The organism is Trichococcus pasteurii, assembly GCF_900112935.1.
Classification (GTDB): domain Bacteria; phylum Bacillota; class Bacilli; order Lactobacillales; family Aerococcaceae; genus Trichococcus; species Trichococcus pasteurii.
Window position 1 is genome coordinate 175,245 of record NZ_FONM01000002.1, and the last position, 13,594, is coordinate 188,838.

At 46.0% G+C, this 13,594-nt stretch carries 14 protein-coding genes; 8 read left to right on the plus strand and 6 right to left on the minus strand.

Annotated elements, in window-relative coordinates; translation table 11 throughout:
* Positions 1-185: 185 nt before the first annotated feature.
* Positions 186-905: an IS1096 element passenger TnpR family protein gene (locus tag BM184_RS03165; protein ID WP_086941412.1), complete on the minus strand. Its 720-nt coding sequence runs from the start codon at positions 903-905 to the stop codon at positions 186-188.
* Positions 906-1,125: 220 nt separating this feature from the next.
* On the opposite strand from BM184_RS03165, the gene BM184_RS03170 reads away from it, so the two are divergent.
* From BM184_RS03170 to BM184_RS03190, 5 genes are all read left to right on the plus strand, one after another.
* Positions 1,126-2,064: an AEC family transporter gene (locus tag BM184_RS03170; protein WP_177208515.1), complete on the plus strand. Its 939-nt coding sequence runs from the start codon at positions 1,126-1,128 to the stop codon at positions 2,062-2,064.
* 143 nt (positions 2,065-2,207) lie between these two features.
* Positions 2,208-2,825, plus strand: coding sequence for a uridine kinase (gene udk / locus BM184_RS03175; RefSeq protein WP_086941414.1), 618 nt, complete (start codon positions 2,208-2,210; stop codon positions 2,823-2,825).
* 156 nt (positions 2,826-2,981) lie between these two features.
* On the plus strand, positions 2,982-3,686 hold the full coding sequence (locus BM184_RS03180; RefSeq protein ID WP_086941415.1) for a TrmB family transcriptional regulator: 705 nt from the start codon (positions 2,982-2,984) through the stop codon (positions 3,684-3,686).
* A complete protein-coding gene (locus BM184_RS03185; protein WP_086941416.1) occupies positions 3,683-4,948 on the plus strand; it encodes a diaminopimelate decarboxylase family protein in 1,266 nt (421 codons plus the stop codon). The genes BM184_RS03180 and BM184_RS03185 overlap by 4 nt, the downstream gene beginning before the upstream one ends.
* Positions 4,949-5,083: 135 nt before the next feature.
* Positions 5,084-5,464 carry a hypothetical protein gene (locus tag BM184_RS03190; protein ID WP_086941417.1) on the plus strand — a complete coding sequence of 127 codons (381 nt, stop codon included), beginning with the start codon at positions 5,084-5,086 and terminating at the stop codon, positions 5,462-5,464.
* A 68-nt stretch (positions 5,465-5,532) separates the two neighbouring features.
* On the opposite strand, the gene BM184_RS03195 is transcribed toward BM184_RS03190, so the two are convergent.
* Positions 5,533-6,249 carry a M50 family metallopeptidase gene (locus BM184_RS03195; RefSeq protein WP_177208516.1) on the minus strand — a complete coding sequence of 239 codons (717 nt, stop codon included), beginning with the start codon at positions 6,247-6,249 and terminating at the stop codon, positions 5,533-5,535.
* A 189-nt stretch (positions 6,250-6,438) separates the two neighbouring features.
* Positions 6,439-7,407 (minus strand): DUF1002 domain-containing protein, encoded by a 969-nt coding sequence (locus BM184_RS03200; protein ID WP_086941419.1) that lies wholly within the window; start codon positions 7,405-7,407, stop codon positions 6,439-6,441.
* A 363-nt stretch (positions 7,408-7,770) separates the two neighbouring features.
* On the opposite strand from BM184_RS03200, the gene BM184_RS03205 reads away from it, so the two are divergent.
* Complete coding sequence (locus BM184_RS03205; protein ID WP_086941420.1) at positions 7,771-8,322, plus strand: tyrosine-type recombinase/integrase; 552 nt, start codon at positions 7,771-7,773, stop codon at positions 8,320-8,322.
* Positions 8,323-8,476: 154 nt separating this feature from the next.
* Here BM184_RS03205 and BM184_RS03210 read toward each other — a convergent pair whose 3' ends face one another.
* Both BM184_RS03210 and BM184_RS03215 read right to left on the minus strand, forming a co-directional pair.
* On the minus strand, positions 8,477-9,154 hold the full coding sequence (locus BM184_RS03210; RefSeq protein ID WP_086627915.1) for a PspA/IM30 family protein: 678 nt from the start codon (positions 9,152-9,154) through the stop codon (positions 8,477-8,479).
* 13 nt (positions 9,155-9,167) lie between these two features.
* Positions 9,168-10,316, minus strand: a complete 1,149-nt coding sequence (locus BM184_RS03215; RefSeq protein WP_177208517.1) for a hypothetical protein — start codon at positions 10,314-10,316, stop codon at positions 9,168-9,170.
* 276 nt (positions 10,317-10,592) lie between these two features.
* Between BM184_RS03215 and BM184_RS03220 the strand changes: the two genes are divergently transcribed.
* The gene (locus tag BM184_RS03220; RefSeq protein ID WP_177208518.1) at positions 10,593-11,147 is read left to right on the plus strand and encodes a redoxin domain-containing protein; all 555 of its coding nucleotides are present in this window, start codon (positions 10,593-10,595) and stop codon (positions 11,145-11,147) included.
* 172 nt (positions 11,148-11,319) lie between these two features.
* Positions 11,320-11,703, plus strand: a complete 384-nt coding sequence (locus BM184_RS03225) for a hypothetical protein (RefSeq protein ID WP_086941422.1) — start codon at positions 11,320-11,322, stop codon at positions 11,701-11,703.
* 650 nt (positions 11,704-12,353) lie between these two features.
* Here BM184_RS03225 and coaBC read toward each other — a convergent pair.
* Positions 12,354-13,574 (minus strand): bifunctional phosphopantothenoylcysteine decarboxylase/phosphopantothenate--cysteine ligase CoaBC, encoded by a 1,221-nt coding sequence (gene coaBC / locus BM184_RS03230; protein WP_086941423.1) that lies wholly within the window; start codon positions 13,572-13,574, stop codon positions 12,354-12,356.
* Positions 13,575-13,594 lie beyond the last annotated feature (20 nt).

Below are 13,594 nucleotides of genomic sequence, written 5' to 3' on the forward strand. Positions count from 1 at the left end.
TAACACAGATTTATGATGCATTTGTTTCGGAATGACGATTATTTTGTTAAGAAAGTATGACCTGTTTCACCATATGACCAAAAACGTGAACCGAAGCAACAAACTGTGAGGATGTTATTTCAGGATGCATCAAAAAAGCATACCACTGCTAAATGAGCGGTATGCTGTGCAGTTTGAAGGATGAATCAGAAATTTGGCGGAGAATCTTCCGTCTCATCAGGCGGAACATCATCCCAGTTAGTATCGATCGCATACTCTGACCCAAAGTCTTCATATTCCGTGTCGAAAATATCCGAATCGCCCAACTGGGATAATGCGAAATTGATCAAACGGATCAAATCTTGTGTGTCCGTCAGTTTCAATTTATCCCGATTCTGCAGAATCGTGGGGCGGTCCTCCATTTCGTCGGGACTGGCGTTTTCCGCGGCTACACAAATCGGATAGCTGCAGTCTTCTTGGGGAGCAACCATTTCCGTGAGTTGGATATCCACTTCCAAGACGGCATCCGTGAAATAGATGTAGGTCGCCGCATCATCGATATCGGTGAAATATTTCAGCAGCTGCTGGTCCTCATTTTCCGCGCTGTCGTTTTCATCATAATAGTCGTATTCATTTTCTTCGATTTCATCCACATCTTCACGTTCTTCATTGGAATATTCCCGGAAGTCGCTCTCGTCTGTGTAATCTTCCAAAGTGTCCAAAGGTGTCTCCTCAATGATGATAGGAAGGAGATCTGACCCGCCGGAACGCGTGATTTCAAAACGGTGTTCGAAAAATCCGCTCCAACTGAATGCTGCTTGGATGATGCTGTTGAAGTCGTAGAAAGTCTCATCGCTGTTCACCTGGATATCCCGCCAAATCGGCACGCCGATGTCTCGGACAGCAACTCTGAATTCATAAATCATTCCGACCACTCCTATTCTCTTCTTTCCTCAAGTATAGCGCTTTAATGAGGTTGGGAGCAAAGAATAACACACAGATTATTCAATGAAAGTCCATGGTCAGGGAATCAGTGTACCTTCTCCAACTGTGTATGGTACACTGATAATATTGATTGATTCAGCCTTTCATTACTCAAGCAGGCTACGTAACAATATTTATACTTCCAGAAACGGAGAGGATCAGTTGGAGAATTTTCCCATTGCATTGAATGCGGTAATGCCTTTGTTGTTGTACATGTTGATTGGACAGGGGTTGTTGCGGGCCCGTCTGTTGGACGGCACGACCTATCAAAATTTGAATAACGCCATTTTTCGGTTCTTTTTGCCGATCAACCTCCTTATGAACGTTTACGAAGCGGACGTAAGAAGCACCTTCAGAGTGGATGTGCTCCTGTTCGCTGTCGGACTTACTTTAAGTATTTTCTTCCTTTTTGCCTTATTCATTCCGCGGATAGAAAAGGACAATGCCAAACGCGGGGTGATGCTGCAAGGCACATTCCGCTCCAATTTTGTCCTTTTCGGCTTGCCGATTGCCACTTCGTTGTTGTCGGAAAGCCAATTGGGGATGACATCGATACTGATCGCGGTCATCGTTCCCTTGAATAATGTTCTGTCGGTCGTGGCACTTTCCATTTTTTCGGATCATAAAATTCAACCCGGCAGGATTCTCCTGGATATCCTTAAGAATCCGATGTTCATCGGGACGATAATCGGGATACTGATCAGCCTTTCCGGATTGAAATTCCCTCTGTTCCTCGACGATACACTGAGCGGCATCAAAGGTCTGGTCACACCTTTAGCGTTGATTGTTATGGGCGGCACTTTCCGCTTTGACGCTTTGAATAATGCGCGGATCCAACTGGCAATGACTGTATTCTTCAAGTTGGTTCTGATCCCAATAATCGGTCTGACGCTGGCTGTCCTCTACGGATTGACCAGAGAAAATCTGGTGCCGATGATGACGATGCTGGGAGGGCCGACAGCGGTATCCAGCTACACGATGGCGCAACAGATGGGCGGAGACCCGGATTTGGCGAGCCAAATCGTCGTTTTCACCACCATCTTTTCGATGTTCAGTTTGGTTGTGTTCATAACGGTCCTGAAATCATTATTCTTGATTTGAATGCTAACTAGGGAAGCGGGAGTCTGCTCAGATGCAGATTCTTGTTTCCTTTTTTGTTCACTCTGGTTCGCCTATGGCCCGGTGAAAGCTTATAATGGATGTAGAAGTGACACAACAATCCGTTAAGATAGGGGACGATAAAGATGATCATCATCGGGATTACCGGAGGGTCGGGAGCCGGCAAAACAACCGTAGCAAAAACAATCGCGGAAAGACTGGGCAAGGGCAATGTCGTCTATGTATCGCAGGATTGGTACTACAAAGATCAGGCACATCTAAGCGCAGAAGAGCGTGAAAAGCTGAATCTCGATCATCCTAACGCTTTCGATAACGAACTTTTGATTTCTGATTTGGCCAAACTCCGTTCTGGACAAAACATCGAGGCACCAATCTACGATTTCGGTGATCAAGCGCGTTCGAAAAAGACGACTCCGATAGTTTCGAAGCCGGTCGTAATCCTGGAAGGAATTCTGATTTTGGCCATACCCAAATTAGTTTCCATGATCGATATCAAAATATTTGTCGATGCTGAACCGGATATCCGCCTGATCAGAAGGATCGAGAGGGACATCAGGGAGCGGAACAGCACATACGAAAGTACAATCGCCCGCTACCTGACGACGGTCAAACCGATGCATGATGCGTTCATAGAGCCATCCAAAATCAAAGCAGACATCATCGTACCGCGAGGGGGCCAGAACGACATAGCCACCGATATGCTCGGGGACTTGGTTGAGCATTACAGCCATCACCATGCATGATGCAGAATGTCTCAGCATACAAATTCGAAAGAGAAATTTTTTGATGAAAAAAGCATTAGAAATAGACAAGAAAACAGAAATAGTATATAGTGTTCCTATGCAGTAATACTACTGTCAAAAAAGCAGAACACGCATTGAAACGAGAGGATCTATTCAGTGGATAACACAGAATTGTTGACGCGATTTAATCTTACCAGGCACGAAGCGACCATCTACCTGACCTTGCTAGCGGACGGGGACCTGAACGGCTATGAGGTTTCGAAAATAACCGGTATTTCACGCTCGAATGCCTATGCCTCATTGGCTTCGTTGGTTGAAAAAGGAGCTGCCTTCATTATCGAAGGAGAGACAACCCGATACACACCAGTACCCGTGGAAGAATTCTGCGGGAACAAGATCCGGTCGCTTCAGGAATCCAAGCAGGAATTGATCAAGAATATCCCGCAAAGAAGAGAAGATGCCGAAGGTTACATAACCATCACAGGCGAACACCGCATAATGGACAAAATGCGCAATATGATTTCCGAATCAAAGTCCCGCGTGTACTTGTCCGTGTCCGGGAACATCCTGCCGGCACTTTTGACGGAAATGCAGGCAGCCCATCAGCGCGGCATAAAAATGGTCGTCATAACCGATATACCGTTCCCCCATGATGGGATGACGGTCCATCTTTTGGAGAAACCGAAGAAGCAAGTAAGGATCATCGTGGATTCCACGACCGTCCTTACTGGAGACATCGATGAGGGAGAGTTTTCCACTTGCCTATACTCCGGAAAGAAAAATGTAGTTGATTTATTGAAAGAATCGTTGCAGAACGAAATCAAAGTAGTCGAAATGATGAGAGGATTTGAAGCCAAATGACAAAAAAAGTATTTGTTGAAAAAGAACAGTTGGAAGAAATCGTAAAACAGTATCCGACACCCTTCCATTTATATGATGAAAAAGGCATCCGTGAGAATGCGCGCAAACTGAATGCGGCTTTCGCTTGGAACAAAGGCTTTAAGGAATACTTCGCCGTGAAGGCAACCCCTACACCTGCCATTCTGCAGATTTTAAAAGAAGAAGGCTGTGGCGTCGATTGTTCAACCTATACAGAGTTGATGATGTCCGATGCGCTCGGCTTCAAAGGCGATGAAATCATGTTTTCATCAAACGTGACGCCTAAGGAAGACTTCCAATTGGCCCGCAAACTGAATGCGACCATCAATCTGGATGATATTACCCACATCGATTTCCTGGAAGAAACAGCCGGACTGCCGGAAACGGTCAGCTGCCGATTCAATCCCGGCGGCGAGTTCACGATCAATAACGAAATCATGGATAAACCCGAAGACGCAAAATACGGCTTCACACGTCCGCAATTGACTGAAGGCTTCAAAAAGCTGATGGCAAAAGGCGTGAAACACTTTGGCCTGCATTCTTTCTTGGCAAGCAACAACGTAGCGGATGAGTATTACCCGATCCTGGCAGGCATCCTTTTCCAGACGGCCGTTGAATTGAAGGAAGAAACTGGCGCGGATATCACTTTCATCAACCTTTCAGGCGGAATCGGCATCCCTTACCTTCCGGAGCAAAAAGCTGCGGATGTGGCAAAAATCGGTGAAGGTGTCCGCAAAGCGTTCGAAGAAATCTTGGTCCCTGCCGGTTTGGGAGATGTTGCTATCTATACGGAGCTAGGCAGATACATGCTTGGGCCATACGGTTGTTTGGTGGCAACGGCCATCCACGAAAAGCACATCTACAAAGATTACATCGGTCTGGATGCCAGCGCGGTCAATTTGTTGCGTCCGGCGATGTACGGGGCTTATCACCACATCACTGTGATGGGTAAAGAAGATCAACCAGCGGATCACCTGTATGACGTGACAGGCGGATTGTGCGAAAACAACGACAAATTCGCCATCAACCGGATGCTGCCTAAAATCGACATCGGTGACTTGGTCGTGATCCATGACACAGGAGCGCACGGCTTCTCGATGGGTTACAACTACAACGGAAAATTGCGCTCGGCCGAAATCCTGTTGAAGGAAGACGGCGGCACGGAAATGATCCGTCGCGCTGAAACGCCTGCGGATTACTTTGCAACGTTCGACTTTACGGGTCTTTTCAAAGACGTGAAATAAAAATAGATTAATTTATAGACGGATCCTCGAGCAGTGTAACTGTTCGTCGGCCCGTCTTTTTTTGCTTCACTTGAAAAATTTGATGGGAGTGCGTGCTATAATGGTTGCTGGATGAACAGAAGAGGAGTGAAGGATATGTTCCGAAAAGAAACGATCAGGGAAAGCGTATCGGCGCTTCCGTTGCAATCTGGGGACTATTGCGTCATCACCGGGACAGCGTTGGTGATGCATGGCATAAAAGAGGAAACGAAAGATATCGACATCAGCTGCACAAAGGAAGCGTTCCGAGCGTTAACGGCTCAGGGATACCCGATCAAACAAGGCGACTTCGCACGCAAAGTGATCTACAGCGATGACGTAGAAATTTTTGAAGATTGGCACGCAGGGGAAATAACCTTGATCGAGGGTGTTCCGGTCGCGAGCCTGGAGTCTGTCATTATGATGAAGAAGCAGCTGGGCCGGGAAAAAGATCTGACCGACATTGCCAAAATTGAAGCACATCTGGCTCAACAATAAAATCAGCTAAAAAGCTGAAGAACCGACCTTTTGCAGGCGATTCTTCAGCTTTTTTTGACTATCTGATTTCAAATCAACAATAGATGCAGCCAAAAGGGGGCGAAATAGGCTCCGCCCATGGCAATGAGAAAGAAGACTTTCCAGATAAGGCTAGGGATATATGTTCTTGTCGCCAAGGCCGCCCCGTCCCACTGGCTGTCACTTTTCAGAAGCAAAACGATGAAAAATTGATGCGCCAATCCAAGCATGTACCAGACGACGAAACCGATTGTGATGACATCCAACGATTGATAAATCAGCAAAAGGAAACTGGAGTTATCACGGTAAATCAAAATCGAACTGCCGATCACAATCAGGATGATCAGATTCTGCCAAAAACTCTTCTCCTTCGCCAACAAATTGGTAAGCAAATAGAAAATTAAGAAAAGGGGAATGATCCACAGCAGCTGTCCATGCAGATACAAATAAGCCATCACCAGAAAGAACAATGCCTGCGATAAATAGCCGCCCAGCAGGCTAAAAAACATCCCCAATCCGCTGCGGTTTCCGATTTCGGCTACACCGAGGATGCCGCCGTTTTTGACAATGGAGGGAAGGATATTAAATTTTACCGATTGGATGCTTCCGCCCCATATGCGCGCCGTCAGAGCATGGCCGCATTCATGGATGATGACGTTGGGGAGGTCCAGATAAATGCCGAACGTATAAGCCAACATGCCGCGGCTGGAAAAGGTGAAATAGCCCATCGCCAAAAAAATGGCAATCAATACGGAAATGTCAAACATACTATATCCTCCTTTCGATACATACATAAATACTTTCCCAAGAGGATAACATGCAAATTTTATTTTATTGTGAAGATGGTAAGGAATTATCATGGTTTAGTCCAATTGCGTCCCTATATAGCGAGAAACCTTCCTTTCGATAAAATCTGAAAGGAAGGCTTCTTTATCATTCAGCTTGTAAAGCTTCAATTATTCGGTTTCAGTCGTTGTGCTGTCTTTCCCGCCGAAAAGGTTCGTGAAGAACTGGACGATGGATTCCCAAATGCCCATGCTGTCTTCTTTCAGTTGTTCCTGATCGACATTGCTCCAGGCTGTTTTTGCCTGTTCGAACAATTCTCCGCCAGTGGCTTGCAGTTCTTCACCGAAAGCGGCAATTTGCTCTTTTTGCTCAGGGGAAAGATTGATGTCTCCGAAATTGATCATCAGGTTCTGGATATTCGTGATATTGTCAGCGGACAGGATACTGTCAAGGTTGTAGTTCTTCAGCACATCCTCGACGATTTGGCGGATATCGTCAGCGCTGAGGGTGCCGTTGTTGGCATCCTTTGCTTCTTGGATGTCCTGTTTCATTTCCACGATCGCCGCATTCATCAATTCATCCGAATAGCCGCTGTTGGCTTGGTTTTCCTCGGTTACTGCAGAAGTGACGGCCAGTTCTTCCTGAGCGACTTCCACAGCGGCTGCATCCAGTGTGTTTCCAGAATCAGCGAAAGCTTTGTATACGCCTGCCAATGCCCCGGATCCGTCAACTGTGACGGCGGATGCCACCTTGATGTCCACATCCACAGCTCCGGCTGTGATGGCAGCATTCTTGTATTGCGCCTCCGTGATGGCGGTGATGGTTTCAGGCGTCAGTATCTCCACCGATACAGCGCCATCGCTGTCGGCCGGTGTGATGTAGGTGCTGGAATAGACTTGGTTATAGGGATAATTATCCTGCAGCAGGGCGTTCAATTCGTTGACTGCCACAACTAATTCATTCGTTCCTTCAGCTACTCCGAGCGTTTCTCTTGTCTCCTCCAGTTGAGCGGCATTCAGACTCTCGCCGTATGTGAAAATCGGTTCGATCGCGACTTTATCGGCGAACGCTGCCGGAGCGGTAATTCCCAATAAGGTCAACGAAGCCAGACCTACTGTCACAAATTTTTTCAGTTTCATGCTTTAACCTTCTTTCTTTCGTAGCTTGCTAAAATTGTATCAAAGATGTCCTACGAAATGTATTATGATTTCATTAAATAAGTATGAAGCTTCCGCGACGTAAAGTCAAAGCATTCCCAAAAAAGCCTGTTGTGCAGTTTCGTGCACAGTCGATCGCATCCAGGCTCGAAATCGTCTCAAAAGTCGTGTCTGCAGCCGACTAAATGATAGACATTGCCACCAAATGAGGGAACACATGTATAATTGTGTTCCCTGAGAAATGTTGATTTATCAACACCAAAATGGTATGCTTTTTTAAGCGAAATCAACCGAAAAACCCCGGATTTTGGAGGGGAAAAATAGAGGAAACAAGAGGGCATTTAAGTGAATACCACCCACGCAATCAAAGACATCAGCCAAATCCAAACATTGATGGACGTTTATCCGCCTTATTCGAAAAATCGCCTGCTTTTGGAGTACGCAATCCGCACCGGCTTGCGCATAAGCGATATCCTGAACGTTAAGGTAGGGCAAGTACTGGGGAAAGAGTCGTACCAGATCGTGGAGATGAAAACGGGCAAGAAGAAAGAACTGGCCATCCACGACCGCTTGAAGCAATCCATCTCGGATTATGTGGAAAGGGAGGGACTGGCGGCAACTGATTACTTGTTCTATTCCAACGCCGACAAGAACAGTCACATCAAGCGCACGCAGGCGCATCGGATCATCGCGCATGCCGGGGATATGATCGGCATCACCTTGAGCGCCCATTCGCTGCGGAAGAGCTTCGGCTACCATTCATATAAGCAGGGCGTAGATATTTCCTTGCTCCAAACAATCTTCCAGCACTCCTCACAAGCGGTCACGCTCCGCTATATCGACATCACCCAGGAGAACATCAACAACGTTTACAAACGCGTCGATTTCGGATTTTGACTTCCCAAAAAAATAAAGCATTTTGAGAGAATTTCGTGATGGTGGATGCGTCATCTAATTTGAAATCGTCTCAAAATGCGTTTCCGCAAAAACAGCAAAAAGTGCACCTTGCCATCCAAAACGGCAGGGTGCACTTTTTTAATTTGACGGGGATTTACAATCCCATATCTTTTTTCATTTTCTCAAGCTCATCTTCGACTGAGGCCGAGCCCTGGCTGGCGTATTTTTCTTCAAGAGCTTTGGCTTCATCGATCGGTGTCATGTTCAGCTCGGACATCGCATTTGCTTCATCCAACATTTTGTCGGCTTTTTCTTCCATACGTTCGAAGGAGCTCATGGCACCTTTCGTGCTCGCGATGGAATCCGTCGCTTTGTTCAGAGTTTCTTGGGTTTTGGCGACCGCCATCTTGGATTTGATCATTTCGCGGCGGGATTTGAGCGTTTCGATGTCGGTTGCCAGTTTATCGTGCATCTGGCGCATCTTGACGGCATTCTCATGCGCCGAAGCGTATGAAGTAGCCAGTCCTGCACCGACATTTTCCAATTCCTGCTTTTTGGTCAGGAAGATGCGGGCGTCGTTCTCATTGCCGGCTTCCAAGGCTTTTTTGGCATAATCGGTGTATTTGATGACTTCCGCTTGATTTTCATCGACCAAACGCTTGGTCCGGGTCTCCTCGGCCATGACGCCGGCTGTGCTTCTTTTGACTTCAGCCAAATCTTCCATCATGTCTCGCAGGTATTGATCGATCATTTTTGCCGGATTTTCCATTTTGTCGATCAAAGCGTTGATGTTCGCACTGATGATATCCGAGAATCTTTCTAATATTGCCATTTCAGTTTCCTCCTTATGGGTTCGTGTCTTCCTGGGTTTCGTCTTCTGCCTGCGGGGTAGGGCTGGTATCGACTTGCCGCGAGACATCGGCATCATATTTTTTCGTGAGTTCTTCCGCCTCTGTGTTGCCGAATGTATCCAACGGCGTCTTCAGGATGTCTTCGGTTTGCTGCGCTTCCAGATTCTTTTGTTTTTTTGCATGCCGCCACCAGAAGAACAGAAGGGCGAGCAGGATAATGACGCCGAACACAATCAGAACAGCGATCCACGGGGAACGCGTCACTTCCATGATGCGATCCGCGGAATCCCGGAAAGCGTCACTGAAGAATTCTTCATCCGTTTTGTTGTCGTCATAATAGTAGGAATCGATGTAATCAAGCAAGACATCGCCGGCCTCTGTATCGATTACAGTGGCCGCCTGGGTACCGACCACATAATAATCCATGTACATGCTGGACTGATATTCGAAGAATACCAACAGCAGATGGGCCTCGTCCGCAAATAGTTCGTCATATTTTTTGTTCGCGAAGTTTTCCAAATCCTCCATCGAGGGATTCGTCGAACCGTCGATGTCATCCGTCAAGTATAGATAGGGTTGCACGCCGGTTTTCTCGTAGAAATGCTTCAATCCCGAGGTCAATTCAGAACGGTTTCCGATCCAACCGATCGTGTCTGTGTAATAATCCGTTTCCGTAACGGAACCCGTTGGAAGGGGCTCCCGTTCCACTGTAGAAAGGGTGATTTCGCTGTTCCCGCCTGAACCGGAAAGAGAAGATCCCGTATTGAAGGAGAAAATCAAACCGAAAACAATAGCCAGAATGATCACGACCAATGCGATCGTACCGCAGCCTAAACCGCAGCCCGGTGCACCTCTAGGGCTACCACCAGAATAATTGGGACCGCCGGAAGATGGGCCTCTGATAATGGGGCCACTCCTGAAAATCGGACCACTTGAACCGGAAGAACGGGGGATATTAAACCCACCGCCCCCAAACGATCCGCTACTTCCTTTGCTTCCACCACCACGACCACTTTTGCTGCTGCCGAAAGATCCGCCCCCAAAAGAACTGCCGCGACCACCGCTGCTACGGCCTCCGCCACCACGGCTTCCACCGAAAGAACCACCACCTCCCCGTGATCCGCCACCGCCTCCTCTTGCCATACATACACCTCCTTGAGTACTTGTTTTCCTCATCAAAGTCAATCTATCACAGTGTGCAAGCGCTGTCAATTTAAAGCCATTGGATAAATATGACAACACTTACAGCCCTCAGAAAACGTATGTCAGATTTTCTGACGAATAATGTAACAATATCATCGACAAAATCAGAAAGAAACGGTAAGATATTCTTACATAGAATCAACAAATTGTGTTAATTGAACGGCAAACCGCATCAGGAACACCCTGTTGCGGGAAAATGCGGAAGGGGTGGGCCAAGTGAAGTTGACCGAAGGAACAGAAATAGACGATTTTTTATTTTTGACGAAGAATGGGAATTTTGAAAGTTTCCGACCTCAGCTGAAACGTGATTTCACTGCCGTGTTTTTCCTGAGACATCTGGGCTGCGGCATGAGTCAACTGGATATGCTGAAATACCGGGATGCCTATCATTTCCTCCAAGATCAGGGGATCGAGATCCTGATGGTGATACAAGGGGCAGAAGCCGCTGTTTCCGAAAGAACAGCAAAAATGAAAATCCCATATACCGTCATAGCAGACCCTGAGCAATCCTTATACGAACACTTTGATATCCCTTCATCGGATTCGATGCGCAATCTTGTTTACGGCGTTTCCGAAGAAAAACTGCTGGAATTCGAATACTATGGGATCGAATGTCAACGTTTTGAGGGAAATGAACTGCAACTGCAAGCGACAATCGTCGTCGACAGAAGAGGGCAAGTTGTTTTGAGCCATTACTCAGCAAATATAAGCGACGTGCCATCTCCATCAGAATTGTACCAAATGCTGCAGGCTATGCCTGTAAGAAGCTGAAAATAAAAAACAGAAGCGAATGCGACCATTTCCCTAGAGTAGGAAAGGGCGCATCCGCTTTTTTGTAGTCTTTCCTCCAAACGTTATCATTCGTCCAATCAGCTCCCATGGTGTTAATATATAGGTGTAAACGACATTGGTAGCCTGTCTGGAGCAAGGAGTGAATGGTACTATGAAAAACGTAACAGTCAACAGATTGAAATTGGAGCAGTTTTTGCTGGGTCTGAAAGAAAGGGTGGCTCCGGAACACAAGAGTCAAGCGGAACAAGATATCCTGACCTTCATGGAAGAAATCGTAATCGAACAAAGAAAAAACGTGAATTATGATGATTTGATCAGGAAGGTTCAGTCCTATTCAGGTTGTAATCGTGCTTATCTGGAATCTGAGCTCGACGTCCGTATGAACAAATTTCCCCATGGTTCTTTAGCCGAACTGGTCGTCAACAGCGTGGATACTGATGATTATCTCACATTGCTGGAAATCGAAAATCCTACTGCATCAGATTTAGGATTTCTTGAGGAAGTCAAAGAAAAGCTTTTTGCGTATTTCGACTGACAACTATAATGTTTAATCAGGCTTATCTGTGTTTCGGGCAGGATTTTATCCAGCTCAGATAAGCCGATTTGTATTTCAGGACCATACTAGGCCTGTTTATATGAAAAATTTCGTTAGTCGCGTCAAATAACCCAAATACCAGTGCAAACCTTCCTGTCCCTTAAGTTTCCTCCAAAAGTGGCTCAATAACTTTAATCAGCTGGCCCTTCAGCAATAATTATCTGCAGCGACCTGATTATGTCCATCCATGTCAATCTAATCCATAAATGCTTGTAATGGCTGGCAATCCAACTATTTATTTTGTTTGATTGCCAGTATTTATGACTTGATTAACCCTGAAGCAACGAATCCAACGGATGAATATGAAAAATAATGCCTTTGTTGCTAATAATTATCAATAGATAACCTGAGGCGTTTTTCGACCGAAAAAAACCTGGAAAACGGGGGATTATGGCCGTTTGGAATCTTATACAGAAAAATTCTATATTCAAGTTTACATAATATATATTATACTAAGTTATGTGTAAAAGTTATCAGAAACCGCAATAATCGAATTCTACCTGACCGCACCATATAAAAATAGCAAAATTGCGAAATGATCACATTCTTCACAATTTTGCTACATTATGTTATTTATTTGTCATTTTAACTTATTCCGTGCCCATTTCATCATGCATCGATTCGATGGCTGCATACAGAATTTCTTCAGCAATCAAATCTTTTGATCTCACCGAAATTTGGATCGGTTCTTTGTCAACTTGGTAAATGATTACTTCATTTGTATCTTTGTTGAAACCTGCATATTCTTTCGAAACGTCATTCGCTACGATCATATCCGCGTTTTTGCGATTCAGTTTGTCCATTGCATACCGTTCGACTTCGTGCGTTTCAGCCGCAAAACCGATCAAAAATTGGCCTGTTTTTCTTTTTCCGAGCTCAGCCAAGATATCCGTTGTTTTCTCCAAAACCAAATTCATATCCTCGTTTGTTTTCTTGATTTTGACTGTCGCTTGCGTTTTCGGTCTGTAGTCAGATACAGCCGCAGCCATGATGACCATATCGATATTGTGAAATTTATCTAAAACTGCCGTTTCCATCTCTTTGGACGATTGTACGGATATTGGTTCGATCCCAAAAGGAATCGGCAACAAATTCGTTGCGGTTACCAACGTTACTTCAGCGCCTAAATCACGGGCAGCTTTCGCCAAACTGTAGCCCATTTTGCCGGAAGAATCATTGGTGATGAATCTGACTGGGTCGATGCGCTCTTTCGTTCCTCCGGCCGTGATGAGCACCTTTTTGCCTTTCAAAGGCAGTTCCTTGGCATTATTCAAAACGACCAACTGTGCAGCTTCGACAATCTTTTCCGGTTCAGGCATGCGCCCTTTACCCTCATAACCTTCAGCCAAAAAGCCTGTGTCAGGTTCCATGATTTCATAACCATAACTTTTCAGTGCTCCCATGTTCCGGACTGTAGCCGGGTTCTCGAGCATGTGCTGGTTCATGGCAGGAACGATCAGGCGTGGAGCCGTTGTTGCCAATAGTGCAGTCGACACAAAATCATCGGCGATGCCGTTCGCCATCTTGGCGATGATGTTGGCTGTTGCCGGCGCCACGACAGCAAGTTCCGTCCAGTCAGCCAAATGGATATGGCTGACGAACTGCGCATCTTTTTCGTCGAAGGTGTCTGTGTAGACTTCATGCTTGCTCAGTACCTGAAAAGTCAATGGAGTGACGAATTCCTGAGCGGAAGCGGTCATCGCCACTTTAACTTCGGCGCCTGCTTTGATGAATTTTCTGACGAGATCGGCAGCTTTATAGACTGCAATGCCGCCCGTTACATAGATGGTTACTTTCTTGTTTGTTAACAAATTATACGCCCCGCTTACAT

Coding starts and splice junctions, on each gene's coding strand:
- BM184_RS03225 (WP_086941422.1), top strand. CDS start 11,320: ATGAAAAACGTAACAGTCAACAGATTGAAATTGGAGCAGTTTTTGCTG.
- BM184_RS03200 (WP_086941419.1), bottom strand. CDS start 7,407: ATGAAACTGAAAAAATTTGTGACAGTAGGTCTGGCTTCGTTGACCTTA.
- udk (WP_086941414.1), top strand. CDS start 2,208: ATGATCATCATCGGGATTACCGGAGGGTCGGGAGCCGGCAAAACAACC.
- BM184_RS03210 (WP_086627915.1), bottom strand. CDS start 9,154: ATGGCAATATTAGAAAGATTCTCGGATATCATCAGTGCGAACATCAAC.
- BM184_RS03165 (WP_086941412.1), bottom strand. CDS start 905: ATGATTTATGAATTCAGAGTTGCTGTCCGAGACATCGGCGTGCCGATT.
- BM184_RS03195 (WP_177208516.1), bottom strand. CDS start 6,249: ATGTTTGACATTTCCGTATTGATTGCCATTTTTTTGGCGATGGGCTAT.
- BM184_RS03185 (WP_086941416.1), top strand. CDS start 3,683: ATGACAAAAAAAGTATTTGTTGAAAAAGAACAGTTGGAAGAAATCGTA.
- BM184_RS03215 (WP_177208517.1), bottom strand. CDS start 10,316: ATGGCAAGAGGAGGCGGTGGCGGATCACGGGGAGGTGGTGGTTCTTTC.
- BM184_RS03190 (WP_086941417.1), top strand. CDS start 5,084: ATGTTCCGAAAAGAAACGATCAGGGAAAGCGTATCGGCGCTTCCGTTG.